Origin of the sequence: Staphylococcus sp. OJ82 (assembly GCF_000294465.1) — a bacterium.
Lineage (GTDB): Bacteria > Bacillota > Bacilli > Staphylococcales > Staphylococcaceae > Staphylococcus > Staphylococcus equorum.
Genome location: NZ_ALPU01000001.1, coordinates 151,661 through 168,197 on the forward strand (window position 1 = coordinate 151,661; position 16,537 = coordinate 168,197).

The 16,537-nt window shown below is 34.8% G+C and carries 14 protein-coding genes and 1 other annotated feature (1 of these 15 only partly in view); of the genes, 2 read left to right on the forward strand and 12 right to left on the reverse strand.

Features of this window, described 5'->3' with window-relative positions; genetic code table 11:
• The first annotated feature begins 218 nt into the window (after nt 1-218).
• Nucleotides 219-821 (forward strand): class I SAM-dependent methyltransferase, encoded by a 603-nt coding sequence (locus tag SOJ_RS00745; RefSeq protein ID WP_002506136.1) that lies wholly within the window; start codon nt 219-221, stop codon nt 819-821.
• A 53-nt stretch (nt 822-874) separates the two neighbouring features.
• Here the strand turns inward: SOJ_RS00745 and add are convergent, their stop codons facing one another.
• The 11 genes from add to SOJ_RS00805 all read right to left on the reverse strand — a co-directional run bounded on the left by add (nt 875) and on the right by SOJ_RS00805 (nt 13,296).
• Nucleotides 875-1,849, reverse strand: a complete 975-nt coding sequence (gene add / locus SOJ_RS00750; protein WP_002506137.1) for an adenosine deaminase — start codon at nt 1,847-1,849, stop codon at nt 875-877.
• 454 nt (nt 1,850-2,303) lie between these two features.
• Nucleotides 2,304-2,903, reverse strand: coding sequence for an adenylyl-sulfate kinase (gene cysC, locus SOJ_RS00760; protein WP_002506138.1), 600 nt, complete (start codon nt 2,901-2,903; stop codon nt 2,304-2,306).
• A gap of 18 nt (nt 2,904-2,921) precedes the next feature.
• The gene (gene sat / locus SOJ_RS00765; RefSeq protein WP_002506139.1) at nt 2,922-4,100 is read right to left on the reverse strand and encodes a sulfate adenylyltransferase; all 1,179 of its coding nucleotides are present in this window, start codon (nt 4,098-4,100) and stop codon (nt 2,922-2,924) included.
• Nucleotides 4,101-4,122: 22 nt separating this feature from the next.
• Nucleotides 4,123-5,028: a sulfite exporter TauE/SafE family protein gene (locus SOJ_RS00770; protein ID WP_002506140.1), complete on the reverse strand. Its 906-nt coding sequence runs from the start codon at nt 5,026-5,028 to the stop codon at nt 4,123-4,125.
• Between the two features lie 25 nt (nt 5,029-5,053).
• Nucleotides 5,054-5,665 (reverse strand): NAD(P)-binding protein, encoded by a 612-nt coding sequence (locus tag SOJ_RS00775; protein WP_002506141.1) that lies wholly within the window; start codon nt 5,663-5,665, stop codon nt 5,054-5,056.
• A 36-nt stretch (nt 5,666-5,701) separates the two neighbouring features.
• A complete protein-coding gene (locus tag SOJ_RS00780) occupies nt 5,702-6,442 on the reverse strand; it encodes a sirohydrochlorin chelatase (protein WP_002506142.1) in 741 nt (246 codons plus the stop codon).
• Nucleotides 6,443-6,455: 13 nt separating this feature from the next.
• Nucleotides 6,456-7,229, reverse strand: coding sequence for a uroporphyrinogen-III C-methyltransferase (cobA, locus tag SOJ_RS00785; RefSeq protein ID WP_002506143.1), 774 nt, complete (start codon nt 7,227-7,229; stop codon nt 6,456-6,458).
• Nucleotides 7,230-7,252: 23 nt separating this feature from the next.
• Nucleotides 7,253-8,962 (reverse strand): assimilatory sulfite reductase (NADPH) hemoprotein subunit, encoded by a 1,710-nt coding sequence (gene cysI / locus SOJ_RS00790; RefSeq protein WP_002506144.1) that lies wholly within the window; start codon nt 8,960-8,962, stop codon nt 7,253-7,255.
• A gap of 20 nt (nt 8,963-8,982) precedes the next feature.
• Nucleotides 8,983-10,839, reverse strand: coding sequence for an assimilatory sulfite reductase (NADPH) flavoprotein subunit (locus SOJ_RS00795; RefSeq protein ID WP_394802360.1), 1,857 nt, complete (start codon nt 10,837-10,839; stop codon nt 8,983-8,985).
• Between the two features lie 161 nt (nt 10,840-11,000).
• Nucleotides 11,001-11,729: a phosphoadenylyl-sulfate reductase gene (locus SOJ_RS00800; protein ID WP_002506146.1), complete on the reverse strand. Its 729-nt coding sequence runs from the start codon at nt 11,727-11,729 to the stop codon at nt 11,001-11,003.
• Between the two features lie 421 nt (nt 11,730-12,150).
• The gene (locus SOJ_RS00805) at nt 12,151-13,296 is read right to left on the reverse strand and encodes a globin domain-containing protein (RefSeq protein WP_002506147.1); all 1,146 of its coding nucleotides are present in this window, start codon (nt 13,294-13,296) and stop codon (nt 12,151-12,153) included.
• Between the two features lie 292 nt (nt 13,297-13,588).
• Here SOJ_RS00805 and SOJ_RS00810 point away from each other — a divergent pair, with 292 nt between their 5' ends.
• Nucleotides 13,589-15,193, forward strand: coding sequence for an amidohydrolase (locus tag SOJ_RS00810; protein ID WP_002506148.1), 1,605 nt, complete (start codon nt 13,589-13,591; stop codon nt 15,191-15,193).
• A gap of 297 nt (nt 15,194-15,490) precedes the next feature.
• On the opposite strand, the gene SOJ_RS00815 is transcribed toward SOJ_RS00810, so the two are convergent.
• On the reverse strand, nt 15,491-16,336 hold the full coding sequence (locus SOJ_RS00815) for a ParB/RepB/Spo0J family partition protein (RefSeq protein ID WP_002506149.1): 846 nt from the start codon (nt 16,334-16,336) through the stop codon (nt 15,491-15,493).
• Between the two features lie 180 nt (nt 16,337-16,516).
• Nucleotides 16,517-16,537: a binding site (T-box leader), on the forward strand; it runs 357 nt beyond the window's last position.

Here is a 16,537-nt window from a genome sequence, read left to right on the forward strand (position 1 = left end):
AACATATTTTTACTATACCCTCAATCATACTTTAGGCTCACCTAACTAAGATTCGATTATACACATTCTCATATTATTAAATATGCTGCTTTAAATCATATGCATTGTGCTACTTTTCATCTTATGATAAACTCTATTAACGACTTAACATATCTATAATAACTATTATATAAATGAATGATTTTTTTAATAATTTCACTCAACAAAGGAGTTTTAACTTGAATAAAGACCGTTTTGATCAAATTGCCAAAAAGTACGATGGCCCGAGTAGAATACATCTTGCTGATACAATTGCAGCAGAGGTAAACAAGGTATTCGAAAACACTTCGTATCAGTCGTTATTAGATTATGGTGGCGGCACTGGTCTAGTAACATTAAATATAGAGCACCATTTTGACGAAGTCATAATGATGGATGCTGCGTCTCAAATGATCGAGGTGTTTGAAAGCAAAATTTCTGAACTAGGTAAAACACATATTAACGCTTATGTAGGTGACATTCTTTCAGATGAAACACAGATTAATACTAGCTATGATGTAGTTTTCCTTTCCTTAGTATTACTACACAGCGGTGATTACAAAGCGTTATTAACAGCATTACGTGCGAAATTAAATTCTGGTGGTCTGCTCGTTCTTGTTGATTTTAATAAGAATGAAAATGTATACCATCCAAAAGTCTATAATGGCTTTGAACAAACGGATATCCAGCAACTATTTACTGAATTAGGCTTAACGGATGTCCAATCACACACATTTTATGAAGGTCAAAATATATTTATGAATAAAGACGCGAGTTTATTTATTGCAACTGGCCGTTCATAATTTAATATACAAAAAGCGAACTTTCAGCTGTTGAAAGTTCGCTTTTTGTATAATTACATCACTGATTTTAAATTTTCTTTTTCAACATCTGACAAAAAGGCATATTGAACTGCTCTTAAATTGATAAATTCAATCTGTTCAATAGAAATAAGTTGATGTTTCATCAATAACGCATATTCTTCATTTAGTGAGGTTTGAGTGACCGTACGATTATCCGTGTTAATAATAAAAGGAATATCCTGTTCTAACAAGTAAGGTATATTTAATTCTGTTAAATCCTTTATCGCTTTCGTTTGAACATTACTTTTCGGACACATTTCTAACATCACATTGTTTCGCTTTATTTCTTGTAACGCTGCTTCATTTTCATTAATGGCAACACCATGACCCACACGTTTTGCGCCTAATTTAATAGACTCCATAACATTATGCATACATCCACATTCACCGGCGTGTAAAGTGAGATTAAACCCTTTATCTAAACCGTATTGAATTGTGGTACGAATATCTTCTGGTGGAAATGCTGCTTCAGGACCTGCAAAATCAATTCCACGCACCACTTCACTATCTCTCTGCTCAAGATAATCGAAAAGCGCTTCATTCACTGTAGCTTCATGCTGTCTCATTGCACAAACCAATAAATTAATTTTGATATCCATCGTTTCTGTTGCAAGTTGGACACCCGCTTCGACTGCTTCCAATACATCTGCTAACGACAAGTCGTGTTCAGTATGCAATAACGGTGCAAAGCGAATTTCTATATACTTTACATTATCCTTACTTGCCTGTTGTGCAACATCTACGACAGCTCTTTTGAGACTATCTTTTGTCTGTAGCACTTTTAATATTTCATCAAAACACTGCAAATATTCATCTAGGCTTTCACAATTTTCACTTACGAGCAAATAGGATTCTTTTAAAGTTATATTTTGTTCAGCAGCAAGTTGCTTTATTAACGCTATACTTGTTGAGCCATCGAGATGACAATGAAGTTCTATTTTAGATATATCTTGTATGGATTTATGCATGTCTGAAACCTTCCTTACTTCCGATATGTCACTATAATTATATTTTGCTGTAGACACAAAGAAAGATTTTATTAGAAATTAATTCATATACTATAACATGATTATTTTAACATGACCATAAAACTATCCGCATTAAAGACAGATGCTCATCAATTATAAATCGCTTATACACTTTAATTTATTATAGTTTTCCAAAATACCCCAAAATGGTTAATGTTATACCTAAACCTATAAAGCATGTGAATAATATTAGGACAATCACTTTGAACTCTAGCATAAAATAATTTCTATCTTGTCCTTTATTTACTAGGAAAACACCACAAAACACTACTAAGATCAATATAATAAGCAAACTATAAGCAATTATATTTAAGATTTCCAACCATATTCCCCTTTCGTGTTTTGTCTTTTTTTAATACTTTAATCAACACGCCACAATATTTAATTCATCTATCTAAATATATTGATACAGCTTCAAATAGTTAACAATTTTATTTACAGATTGCTCGATACTTTCTTTTTCTGTATCTATGACTATTTCTGGCGTTTCTGGTGTTTCATAAGGTGCACTGATACCAGTAAATCCAGCAATTTCTCCACTTCGAGCTTTCTGATACAATCCCTTAGGATCTCTCGCTTCACATTCCTCGAGACTGCATAATGTATGCACTTCTATAAATTCGTCCGTTTGCAATAAACTGCGTACCGTGTCACGATCCGCTTGATAAGGTGAAATAAATGCAGAAACAGTGATTAACCCTGCATCGACCATTAGCTTTCCTACTTCGCCAATCCGTCTAATATTCTCTGTACGGTCTTCTGGACTAAACCCAAGATTATTGTTAAGTCCATGTCTGACGTTATCTCCATCTAATCTATACGTATGTATCTGACGTTGAAATAATGCTTTTTCTAACGCAACAGACACCGTTGATTTACCAGACCCTGATAATCCAGTAAACCAAATCAATACACTTTTGTGGTCGTTACGGCGTTGTCTTTCTTCTTTTTTAACTTCAGATTCGTGCCATGTAATATGTTGAGATGTGTTCATTCACTTCACTCCTTTAAATTATTTCTCTTGCAAGCCTTTAATCAATACTTCTGCTACTTCTGGTCTTGAAAATGCTTTAGGCAGTGATTCTCCATTTTTAAGCTTTTCGCGGACTTTTGTACCACTCAGATGTAAATGTGACGAAGCATCGTGTGGACATGTCTTCGCTGTTGCCATGTTTTCACAAGTTTTGCAGTAAAAGGCGTGTTCGAATTTCAATATTTGTATTCCTAATTCTGCTTCATATTTAGTAATAAGCTCTTGGGCTTCATACGTACCATAGTAATCACCTACACCAGCATGATCACGTCCAACAATAAAATGAGTACAGCCATAATTTTTTCGCACTGTCGCATGTAATATCGCCTCTCGTGGACCCGCATAGCGCATTGCCGCAGGATAAATGACTAAGCGTGCTTTATTTTCCGGGTAATAATTTTTAAGAATGACTTCATAACTCTCCATGCGTACAGCAGCTGGAATATCGTCAGATTTTGTTTCTCCAACTAATGGATTCAATAATAGACCATCAACAGATTCTAAAGCTGCTTTTTGTATGTACTCGTGTGCTCTATGTACTGGATTTCTTGTTTGGAATCCTACAACTGTCTTCCAATTTAAGTCATTAAATAATTGTCTTGTTTCAGCAGGATCTAAATGATAATCTACAAAATCGTCATGCTTTGGTCGATCTAATAAATAGATTGGTCCAGCAAGATAGACATTCCCTTTTTCATATACTTTCTTCACACCTGGATGGTCAACGTCTGTAGTTCCATATACATGTTGCGCTTCTTTCTCTTTGTCGTACGTATATTTCTCCTCTAATTCAAGTACGCCATATAAATGTTCGTCTTCACCATATAATGCGACACGTGTTCCTATCTCTAGTTGCTTTGCTTTATCTTCAGTTACAGGTAAGGTAATTGGGATACTCCACACTAAGCCATTACTTAAATGTAACTCTTCTACTACATTTTTATAATCTGCTTCATTCATAAATCCTGTTAACGGACTGAACCCACCAATAGCAATAAGCTCTAAATCTGACAAACTCCAAGGATTCAGCGTAATAGCAGATAATGATTTCGACTCGGCCAATAATTCCTTTTTTGGTAAGTCACTCACTTCTCTGTTAATGAGTTTTCCACCATGTGCTTCAATCGTATTTGTAATCGTTTCTGTTGTTAATGTCATGCTTATACACTCCCTTTATGTTTTAATCTAGTTCATTCGTATTTGCTTTATTTTTAGAAATTGAAAATGATAATTTTTTATTTTGATATAAAGCATAAGTAATTAAAATAATCCAAATGACAATAAGCGATACTTTAATTGTTATAGATATTACTGGTGTTGGGTCAAAAACGCTGATTAAAGAACTACTATTAGTAAAGATAATCAAACCACTTACGCAAACCGCTAAGATATTCACCGGTAAAATTTTAACAAGCCAAGCTGCGAAAGGCGCTGCAATTAATCCTCCAATACTCAATGACACCACTAAACCTAAATTAATCTGACTCCAACCTAAAAAGATAATAAAGCTAATTGATGCTGAGAGTGCCACGAAAAATTCACTCGCAGACACCGTGCCAATTGCATATCTTGGCTCTAACTTTTTTTGAGCTAGTAACAATGGTGTGTTGACTGGCCCCCAGCCCCCGCCACCAACTGAATCAAGAAAACCTGCTATTGCGCCTTGTGGAATCATAGCGTAACGACCTATTTTACTTGCATCTTTTTGTATTTTGTTGTCTTTTTTAAATAAAAATTGGTATAAAATATAAAAACCCATAGTTAATAAAAACACAGCAATAAAAGGCTTAATTAAATTACTATGTATATGACTTAAAAATGCCGCTCCAATAAATGCTGTAATTGCGCCTGGAATTGCTAATTTAATCATTGTCGGCTTGTGCACATTTTCAAACTTCCAGTGTGCTGTGCCAGAAGCAGCAGTTGTAGCAACTTCAGCAAAATGAATCGTTGCAGATGCGATTGCTGGCGCTATACCGAAAGTTAATAATATTGAGGAAGAAGATGCACCGAATCCCATACCAAGGGAACCATCTATCAATTGTGCGAGAAATCCTGCAAGTGCGAAGATAAATAACTTATACATGTGTCATACTCCTTCCGAATTGTGTTTAGTTCAGTGAATCAAGCCATTTAACCACATCTCTTTGGTTATCTTTTTCTAAATAACGATCTGCTAAAATTGATTTTAAAAATCTTTGCTTTTCTAATGAAGATAACGGACTACGTTTAACGCGTTGTCTACATTCATATAAGAAATCTACATACATTTCATAACGACTCGTAAACTGTTGTTGAAATTCAGCGAGAATTTGTGCGGTAAGCCCTGGACTTGCACCGTTTGTAGAAATACTTAATGTCAACTTGCCACGCCGTAATATACTTGGAAATACCACATCACCTGAGGTCGCTGCTCCAGCCATATTTATCATTGCGTGACTTGGTTTATGTTGCAATACACATTGATTTGTAGATGCGCTATTTGTCGCTACAACAATGAAATCTGCTTGTTGGATATCGTTGATTTCAAATAATTTTTCACTCCATTTGATTGCTGAGCGCTGTACCATATCTTTCAAATTTTCAGTAATAGTGGGGCTAATAACATGAATGTCTTTAGCATAATCGACTAAAGTATTCACTCTTCGTTCTGCAACATTACCGCCGCCAATTACAAAGACTTTCTTGTTTGAAATATCAATCATGAGCGGAATCAATGGCATTATGTCACTCCTTACTATCTTGAGTAATTAAGACTGTTACTGGTTTACAGTTTCAAATGTTTCTTCTACACGTTCTTTTAATGCAATTTGTAAATGACTATGGTTGCCAAGTCGGTCACACAGTACAATGCCATGCTCTCCATGATATTCATCTATAGTTGTTGCTATATGACGTTCTAGAATACCTGTAAACCACAAATATGGAACTACAAATATTTGTGAATGTGCTTTATTGACTGCATCTTGAAGTGCTTCTTCAAATGAAGGTCCACACGCAGCCAAATAACACACTTCGATGTCTAAATTAATATTTATATCTTGTAACTGCGCTTTGATTGTCGAGAGATCTTTTTGTGTTTGAGGGTTATAACTCCCCCTACCTACAATCAACACTTTCGCATCTATATTAGGTGTCATCTGTGTTTCTTCAATTCTTTGATGTAGTATTTCAGTTAAGCGTTGTTGTACTCCTAATGGTTTTCCATAAGAAACTTTGACATGTGGGTACAGTTGCTGATTTCGTTGAATTTCTTTCGGTATATCTTTGAAATAATGTCCTGCACTTAGTAAGAGTACGGGTATCACAGAAATTTCAGTTGCTCCTTTATTGACTAATCGCTGAAAGCCTTGTGACAAGTTAGGCTGTGTTAATTCTAAAAAGCATGTTTCTTGTAATGGCACATCGATTTGATTTTTAACTAATTCAATAAAGTTCACAGCTTCTGTAACAGCTTCATCTACTCTACTACCGTGGCTGACATATAAGACGCCTCGCATACTAAGACCCCCTCTATTGATATGTTAAATTCGCAAGTGACGCTTGTGATTGCCCCGCTTCAAACCAACTGATATGTTCTCTTAATTTGACCACTTCACCTACGACTATCATTGCTGGGTTTTCAATATCTTTGGCAACTTCAACAATGTTCATCAAGTTACCAACCACTGTCTTTTGATTCTCTGATGTACCAAGCTGAACCAAAGCGACCGGTGTATCAATGGGACGTCCGTGTTTAATCAATAGTTCACTAATTTCTGGTAATTTTTTGACACCCATATAAATACACAGTGTTTCTGGACCGAGTGCAAGATGTTTCCAATACGAATCTTTATCTATATTCTTATTAATCACACCTGTAACAAAGGCAACAGATGAGCTATAATCTCTATGTGTAACAGGGATACCTGCATATGCAGGTGCTGCGATACCTGATGTAATACCTGGCACAATTTCAAATGGAATTTGATGTTCCGCTAAAATTTCTGCTTCTTCTCCACCTCTTCCAAAAATAAAAGGATCTCCACCTTTTAATCTTGTAATGGTTTGACCTTTTTTCGCAAAATTCACTAACAATTTATTCGTATCTTCTTGTGGTAAAGAATGACGATGAGGATCTTTGCCACAATACATAAACTTCGCTTTCGGCGATGCATGACTTAATAACTTTTTGTTTACTAGTCGGTCATATAAAATAATATCTGCTTGTTGAATCGCTTTTAATCCCTTTACTGTGATTAAATCAGGATCTCCTGGACCCGCGCCTACTAAAAATACTTTGCCCATCTTGCCACCACCTTCTCAATTTATTAACTATGGAATACTTGACCATCTGTAACTTCGTCTACGATACCTGCACGTATGACGAAATCACCAAAATGTTCACCCTCGGTTCTTTCTTTCGCATATTGGATTAATATCGGTCTCAAGCTTTCTAAAATCTCAGCTTCTGCTATATTTTCTTTAAAAAGCTTATTTAATCGATCACCTGTAAAGCCGCCACCCAAGTACATGTTATATTTTCCTGGTCCCTTTCCTATAAATGCAATTTCTGCTAATGCAGGTCTGGCACATCCGTTAGGGCAACCTGTCATTCGAATCGTAATTTCTTCGTCGTTTAAGCCTGCTTCATCTAATAATTCTTCGATTTTTCCAATAAGTGATGGTAAATAACGTTCGGATTCAGCCATCGCTAAACCACAAGTCGGAAAAGCAACACATGCCATAGAATTTCGTCTTAACCCTGTATAATGTTCGCCATCTGTTAGACTATATTCTGAGATGATTTTTTCTATCTTTGGCTTATCACTGTCAGAAACATGCGCAATAACTAAATTTTGGTTAGGAGTTAGTCTAAAATCACCTTTATGAATTTGAGCAATTTCTCTTAACGCTGTTTTTAATTTATAGTCATCCGTATCTTTGACCCGACCATTTTGTATAAATAGCGTGAAGTGCCATTTACCGCTGCCTTCTGTCCAACCATAGCGATCTCCATTATGGTCAAAATGATATGGTCGCTCACTTTCTAATTGCCATCCAAGACGTGCGTTTAATTCATTTTTAACCCACTCTACGCCTTTGCGATCTACTGTATATTTAAAACGTGCGTTCGTACGGTCTTCACGATTACCATGATCTCGTTGAATCGTTAATATTTTTTCACAAACGTCCACAACTTCTGCTTTAGGAAAATAGCCAATCAGCCGACCTACTTGAGGATAGGTAGCTGTATTGCCATGTTTCATTCCCATGCCACCACCAATCGTTACATTGAAACCGACGAGTTCGTCTTGTTCTATAATGGCAATCAAACCAACATCTTGTGAATAAACATCGATATCATTTGAAGGTGGTACTGCAATACCAATCTTGAATTTACGTGGAAGATACGTTTTACCGTACATAGGCTCAGGTTCTGCATCACTCGTATCTAATACTTTCTCACCATCTAACCAAATTTCGTGATAAGCTTGCGTCTTCGGTGACAAGTGTCGACTAATGTCATTCGCAATTTGATTAATTTCTCCATGTACATGAGACTGATAAGGATTCGGATTACACATCACATTACGATTCACATCACCACAAGCTGCTAAAGAATCTAGTAATGCCTGATTTATACTTTGCATAGAACTTTTTAAATTTTTCTTTAAAATGCCATGAAATTGAAATGCTTGTCTAGTCGTAAGTTTGATTGTTCCATTGGCATAAGTATTCGCAATATCATCCATCGCAATCCACTGTTCAGCAGTTGAAGCACCACCTGGCGCGCGTACTCTAATCATGAAACTGTATGCCGGTTCTAATTTTTGCTTGCGACGTTCATCTCTAATATCTCGGTCGTCTTGCATATAACTGCCATGAAACTTTAAAAGTTTTGTATCATCTTCTGTAATCGAGCCAGTAATTCTATCTGCTAAACCTTCAACAATCGTGCCACGGAGATAATTACTCTGCTCTTTGATACGTTCTAATTCATCTAGTTTGTCAGAAAAACTTACATTCGTTTCAGCCATACATCATCCCTACCTCTCTTTTAATAAACATCTCTTTGATAACGTTTTTCTTTTTTCATTTGTGTAAGATACGCTTCAGCATCCGTTTCAGCCATGCCGCCTTCTTGTTCTAATACGTAGCGAATCGTTTCATGGACATCTTTAGCCATTTGTTTTTCATCACCACATATATATAATGCAGCACCATTTATTATCCATTCGTAAAATGTTGCACTTTGTTCAGCAATACGATGTTGCACATAAATTTTTTCTTCTGAATCGCGTGAAAACGCTACATCTAATTTGCTTAATACATCATCTTTTAACCAAGTTTGCCATTCTGTTTGATATAAAAAATCTGTAGTAAAGTACTGTTCTCCGAAAAACAGCCATGTATTACCAGTTAATCCTAGTTCCTCTCTCTCTTGAAGATATGATCTAAACGGTGCAACTCCGGTACCTGGCCCAATCATTATGACGGGCGTTTCTTCGCTAAATGGAAATTTAAAATTAGGATTCTTCTTCAAATAAATCGGTATACTATCTCCTGGCTGTAAGCGTTCGGCTAATTGTACGGAGCAAACACCATCACGTTCACGTTCGTGAGCCTCATACCTTACTGCACCGACTGTAATATGCACTTCATCTGGATTTGCTTGAAAACTACTTGCAATAGAATATTCTCGTGGTGGTAACTTTCTTAACAATTGATGTAATGACTGTGAATCAAATTGATTCGGCGGAAAATCTCTTAATAAATCGATTAAGTCCCGACCTTCTATGTAACTCTGTATCCATAACGCATCCTCTACTTGCTCGGTTAATGTCGTATTTTCAAATAATGTAGAGGCTTTTAGCACTAAATTCTTTGTTAATTTAGTAATTTCGAAATGGTCTCGTAATGCTTCCTCAAGTGTTAGCTTGTCACCATTGGAATTAATAGGAATTTCGTCTTGCGCATGCCAACCTAAAGTCTCAATAAGTAATGCCACGAGATTAGGATTGTTTTGTGGCACTACGACTAAGCAATCACCTGGCTCATATGCTTCACCATAGTCATCTAGTAAAAACTCAATATGCCTTACTTCTTTGTTAGATCCTCGACCGTTCAAATTAATGTTCTCCAAGACTTCTGCTTCATATGGATTTGACTTGGAATAGCGCTTTTCTTTTGTATCCTGTGCTGTTTCTGCTAGTATTACTGTTTCTTTATGACTGGATGATTGGTTGAGTTGTTGAATATTTTCATTCATCCAGATTTCTGCTTGCTCATCAAAATCTAAATCACAATCATGTCTTGCTACTAAACGTTCGCCGCCTAATTCTGACAATCTAGCATCAAAGTCTTTACCTGTTTGGCAAAAGAACTCATATGATAAATCTCCAAGGGCAAGTACTGAATAACGTACACCTTCTAATTTAGGGGCTTTTCTACCATGTAAAAATTCATGAAATGTAAGTGCATTATCTGGTGGATCACCTTCACCATGCGTAGCTGAAATCACAAATAAATCTTCTACTTTTTTCAAGTCTTTAGGTTTAAATTCGTCCATTGCAGTCAATTTCACAGTGTAGTTATGTTCTACTAATCGATCTGCAAAAATTTCTGCCAAACTTTGCGCGTTACCAGTTTCTGAGCCATAAAGCACTGTAATATTTCTATCAATATTGTCTTCTGACTCACTATTTAATACATATTCTGCTACTTGCTGTGGTGCTTCAGCATCACTGACTAAAGTGTTTTGATATGCTGAAAGATAACCACTCAACCAAACTTTTTGTTCTGTGGTTAAAATGCTAACGACCTGATTGAGTTGGTCTGCTTGATGCTCATTAAATGGACTATTTGATACAGATAAATTCACCGCAAGTTCACCTCTTTTTGTTTTGTATACCATTTGTAAAAATGTTGATTAATCTTTCTAATGCTATTGTATTTCTTAAAGACAATTCTATAAATTAAACATAATATAGTTGTTATATAAATAATGTTTTAATTCTATACATATCCGATGTGTATACTAAGGATTAATAGTAAAAAAAAGAATCTTAATCTAAATCATGGTTTTTCAGTCGTATGAAGACCACATTCTGTCTTGTTAGAATTACTCCATCTACCTTCCCTTGAGTCTCCAGAAGTTGAAACTGCTGATGTACAAGGTATGCAGCCAATACTCGGAAAATTAAAATCATGTAGTTCATTATAATGTAAATCATGTTTTTTAATATAATGCCATACATCATCCCACGTCCAATGAATAAGTGGGCACACTTTTACTGATTTAAATCTTTCATCTTTGTTTACATAATTTGTAAATTGACGACTTGGTGATTGCTCTCTACGCAATCCTGAAACCCAAGCTGTAGCACCTGATAACACTTCTTCCAGTGGCTTAATTTTACGTATGTAACAACATTGATTAGGATCATTCTTCCAAAGTGCTGAATTGAACTGGTCAGCCTGTTCATCTAGAGTTAATTCTGGTTTTTTAAGCTTGATATTTAGTTCTGGATAACGTGTTTTCACTCTATCGATTAAATCATAGGTTTGTTGAAAATGAAGATCTGTATCTAAAAATACGATTTCAGCATTTTTTCTAACACTATTAATCAAATCAATCAAAACCATGCCTTCTGCACCAAAGCTACATGCATAAACAATTGAATCACCATACATTTCATACGCCCATGCGATAACCTGACGTGCACCTTTAGTTTCATCTGAAATATCTAAGTCATTAAAAGCGTCGATATTAAAGTGCTCATATGTTATTTTTTCCTCTGACATTAATGGGTTCATCCCCTTTTCTTTAATGTTCTGTTTTTAAAATTCATATTATTTTTAGTCTTTAGAATTATTCGAAAATAATTATGATACATACTTTACTCATTGTAATTTTTTATGTCAAGCGTACTTTTAAACTATGGTTTCTATTAAAAACAGTATAATTCCGTTAAATGTAAGCGCTTAACATAGCGTATTCAAAATGTTTTCATTAATTATTTTTAAATAATAATTATAATAATGTAATTTTCATTAACAACGTTGTAAAACACGTTACATCAACATTTATTATTTTTTATAAATATTTTTCTTATTTTAATTATTGTAAGCTCATATTTTATTCTTTAATCAAATGACAAAAGCGCCAATAACAACTAAATGTCATTGGCGCTAGTTCATGAATAAATTCAATTTTATCTAATAATTATGCTGAAAAACTAAGTCTTGGAATAAATGTTTCAAAGTGAATGTTATCCATTGGTATACCGATTGTTTGTAATTCAGAAATCATTGCTTTTAAGAATGAATCACCACCACAAATATAAACTTCTGTTTCATTATCTACATATTGTTGTAGTTGTGCTACTTCAATAAAGCCGTCTTCATCACGGAAATGTGTGTCAAAACGTGCAAGTGAAGACTGGTCAGAAATATCGTTTAATTTGTTTTCAAAAGCGACATTTTGCGCATTAGACGTTGATTGTAAGAATGTTGATTCTAAACCTGAACTAACCGCTTCTTTATACATAGAAACAAGTGGTGTAACACCCACACCTGAACCTAAGAATAATTGTTTATTTTCTTTATTCGCTAGAGTAAAACCGCCTACTGGCGCAGATAAGCTCAACGTATCTCCAACTGACACTTCATCGTGTAGTATTGTTGATACTTCACCTTCATGCGCTTCAGTAACATCTTTTCTAACTCCAAATGTTAAGAAGTCTTTACCACCATCAACAATAGAATAATGTCTCTTAGCTTGGTAAGGTAGTTTGTCACTCGTAATATCTACAGTAATATATTGACCAGGAACAAATTGACTTAAATCAATATCATCTGATTTAATTGTAAATGCTTTAATAATCTCAGTTTCTTCAGTGATTTCAGTAACTTCAAATGGTTTGAAGCCATCCCAAGCCATATTGCTATAAACTTCTTTTTCTAAGCCGATAAACGCATCAGCAATTTCTCCATAAGCTTTAATCCATGTTTGGATAATTGGATCTTCATCTTCAAGACCAGTCACTTCTTCAATCGCCCATATTAAATTTTCACCAACAATTGGATAATGTTCGGGTTTAACTTGTAATGCACAGTGTTTATATACAACAGGCATAATTGCTGGAACAATTGGTGATAAATCTTTGATATTTTCTGCTGCTGCTAATACAGCCATTGCGAGTGCTGAAGATTGTAATCCTCTTTTTTGGTTAGTTTGATTAAATACATTTTTTAATTCTGGATGTTGTTCAAAGAGTCTCTTATAAAAAATTGATGTAATCGTTTGTCCTTTATCTTTTAGTAATGGCACTGTTTCTTTAATTGTTTGTATCTCTTCTTGAGTTAACATATTGGCCCTCCTAATTTATTCTATATACCCATTATTATACGAACTTCATTTACTTACAATGAATTCAAACTTATTTCACACAACATTCATATTCTAGATACATAAATTTGTAACTATTTTCCGTTTTTTTAAAATAAACAAATGTACATAACATGAATTTGAAATTTATACTACTTAAAAACTTATATTTTAAACTAATAAATTAATCTTTAATATATGTTATCAATTGAAATTACTTTTTTTCAAGATTAGTATGTGTAATGGATACAAAAGACACGTAGGAGGCTTTACTTTGAAAATTTCAAAAATAGTAAATGCAATGATTTTGGATATGGAAGATAACGAACCATTTTTAGGCACACTCATATTAAATGGCGGTGTCATCTCTGACATTGTGCCACAAGAAGATATTGTAGAGGATGACAGTGCACTAGACTTGGAACAACAATGGATTACACCTGGATTTATAGATACGCACAGTCACCCAACAGGCTATGGATCGACAAAATTAATGGTGAACTGTGCTGCTTCTGACATTTTAAACATTACGGACTTAATTAATAAATTTAATGACAATAAGGATAGCTTAACTAATAACGGATGGTTGATAGGTTACGGTTATAATGAAAAAGCTTTAGCCGAACAACGCCATCCTAATCGCTTTGATTTAGACCAAATTTCTCAAGATACTGCGATTGCGATTATGCATTACTCAGGTCATATGGCTACTGTAAATACAAAAGCACTGCAAATTATGGGGATTGAACTAACAGACGATAACCCAGAAGGTGGTTATTACGAACGAGATTCTGAGGGTTATGTCAACGGCGTGCTTATTGAATTGCCAGCGATTGTTAAATTAAGAGCAGCACTACCTAAAGCTACAGCAGATAGTTTCGCTTATAGTATGAATTTAGCAATTGATGATTATGTGAAAAACGGTATAACGAATACTTCTGATTTACTCATCGGTGGTAATGGTTACACGGATTATAAAGGTATATTAACATTCTTAAACGCACCTCAACGTATCCGTACACGCTGGGTAATTGCGCATGAATTACTAGAAAAACATCCTGAATTTAAAGACGTACATGCCGAAACACTCGATCGCACTTTTCAACAACATAGTAACCGTATGAGTCATTTAGGCGGCGTAAAATTCTTTAATGACGGATCTATTCAATTACAAACTGCTTCTATAAGAGGTACTTACTTAGATGGCGCAACACCACCTGCACCTTTAATGTCACAATCAGTAATGACAGAAAAATTTAAACATTTTCAACAATTAGGCTTTAATATTATTACCCATGCAAATGGTGATTATGCAGCCCAATCTGTAATAGAATCTTATAAAGATACAGCAATGTATAAAACGAACGCTTTACGCAATAGAGTTGAACATTTACAAACTGCAACGCGTTCAGATATTCAAGAAATGGCAGAGCATCATATTGGAGGCTCTTTCTTTATTAATCATGTTTATTATTTTGGTGACTTACACCGTGATGTCTTTTTAGGTAGTGATAAAGCAAACAATTTAGACCCAGTTAGATGGGCAGAAGATGAAAACATGCTGTTTACTTTGCACACTGATGCGCCAGTGACACCAATTTCTCCTTTGGAATCTATCCAGATTGCTGTTGATAGAAAAACTAAAAACGGTGAGATACTAGGTGCCCACCAACGTTTATCTCGTAGCTCTGCATATAAAAAGATGACTGCAGATGCAGCGCGTTTGAATCATACAGAAGACTACGAAGGTACAATTAAAGTTGGTCATGTTGCAGACTTTGTCATACTGAATCGTAATCCACTAGAAGAAGATGTAACACTCGATAACAACTTAATTGAAGCAACGATTTGTGACGGTAAATTAGTCTATAAAAAATAATAGCATCACATGGCTTATGCATATTGTTTGAAAGACTTCTATGAGAATAGTATGCATCTAAAGACTACAGTCTCAAACCATATCTACAGAAAGCGTGCACTATAATACGAAACATTGATATAAAAAGGACATGTTGAATTTTGAGTTCAACATGTCCTTTTTAGTGATTTAACATTTATCAATAGTTTGATGAGCCATCTGAAAGAAGCACATGAATCGAAGACTGCAAGCTGAGTCAGTGTCCTAGTCAAGTCAGTCTAAAATTTTAGGGGTTTAAGTCCTCACAAATGAAGTAAGTTATTCATTATTATATTTCTCATTTAATTGATGGATTAGCCTTTTAAATTCAGCTTCTGATTTAAATTCAAAAGTAATGTGTCCTTTTTTATTATGTGTAGAAATAGAAACGCTTGAGCCATATTGTTCTTTAAGTTGTCTTTCTTGTTGTTGAATAAACTTAGGTTTCGTAGCTACTTCTTGTGTTTTTTTCTTTGTACTTTTTTCATTATAATTTTCATTTACGTATTGTTCTAAATAACGAACACTCCAAGACTCCCGGGAGACTTGCTTGGCGATTTGACGCATTTTTTGTGCGTCTTTTACAATTAATAAGGTACGCCCATGAGCACCTGATAATGTACCTTCTCTGATCATATTCGATACGTCTTTAGGTAATTGTAACAAACGTAGCATGTTCGCAATATAAGGTCTGGATTTACTTAAACGCTCTGCAACTTCTTGTTGTGTTAGCTTTAAATCATCCATTAATTGACGATAGCTTTCTGCTTCTTCAATAACATTGAGATCTTCGCGTTGTAAGTTCTCAATAATGGCAAGTTCCATCATATCTTCATCAGTTAATGCTTTAACAATTGCAGGCACTTCTGCTAACCCTGCTATTTTTGCCGCTCGGTAACGTCGTTCACCTACTACAATGTGATAACCTGTAATAGTCTTTCTTAATACGATAGGTTGTAAAATGCCGTGAAGTTTAATCGATTTTGCTAAGTCATTTAAACGTTCTTCATCAAATGTTTTACGTGGTTGATAAGGGTTTGCTTTAATAGTCGTGACTTTAACTTGTTGAATTTGAGCATCTTCTTCTAATTGCAATCTATAATCTTTTGAATTTTCGATTGTCATACACCTACTTTCATCATCAAATATCTCTTTACGTATATAATATATTCACAGTATATCATCACACTCATGACAGTAAATATACATAAAAAATAGTTTGTTTAATCTAAATTTTCAGATAAGTTGTTGACAAAAAGGATTTTGGTGTGTAATCTAAGATATATCAAATACGAATTGCACATACGAAACACAGTAATAGGGAAA

Bases quoted from the DNA above. Each gene is read 5' to 3' on its own strand.
- cysC (WP_002506138.1), bottom strand. From the start codon at position 2,903: ATGAACACATCTCAACATATTACATGGCACGAATCTGAAGTTAAAAAA.
- SOJ_RS00795 (WP_394802360.1), bottom strand. From the start codon at position 10,839: ATGGTATACAAAACAAAAAGAGGTGAACTTGCGGTGAATTTATCTGTA.
- cobA (WP_002506143.1), bottom strand. From the start codon at position 7,229: ATGGGCAAAGTATTTTTAGTAGGCGCGGGTCCAGGAGATCCTGATTTA.
- SOJ_RS00770 (WP_002506140.1), bottom strand. From the start codon at position 5,028: ATGTATAAGTTATTTATCTTCGCACTTGCAGGATTTCTCGCACAATTG.
- SOJ_RS00780 (WP_002506142.1), bottom strand. From the start codon at position 6,442: ATGCGAGGCGTCTTATATGTCAGCCACGGTAGTAGAGTAGATGAAGCT.
- SOJ_RS00815 (WP_002506149.1), bottom strand. From the start codon at position 16,336: ATGACAATCGAAAATTCAAAAGATTATAGATTGCAATTAGAAGAAGAT.
- SOJ_RS00775 (WP_002506141.1), bottom strand. From the start codon at position 5,665: ATGCCATTGATTCCGCTCATGATTGATATTTCAAACAAGAAAGTCTTT.
- SOJ_RS00800 (WP_002506146.1), bottom strand. From the start codon at position 11,729: ATGTCAGAGGAAAAAATAACATATGAGCACTTTAATATCGACGCTTTT.
- add (WP_002506137.1), bottom strand. From the start codon at position 1,849: ATGCATAAATCCATACAAGATATATCTAAAATAGAACTTCATTGTCAT.
- SOJ_RS00805 (WP_002506147.1), bottom strand. From the start codon at position 13,296: ATGTTAACTCAAGAAGAGATACAAACAATTAAAGAAACAGTGCCATTA.
- sat (WP_002506139.1), bottom strand. From the start codon at position 4,100: ATGACATTAACAACAGAAACGATTACAAATACGATTGAAGCACATGGT.
- cysI (WP_002506144.1), bottom strand. From the start codon at position 8,962: ATGGCTGAAACGAATGTAAGTTTTTCTGACAAACTAGATGAATTAGAA.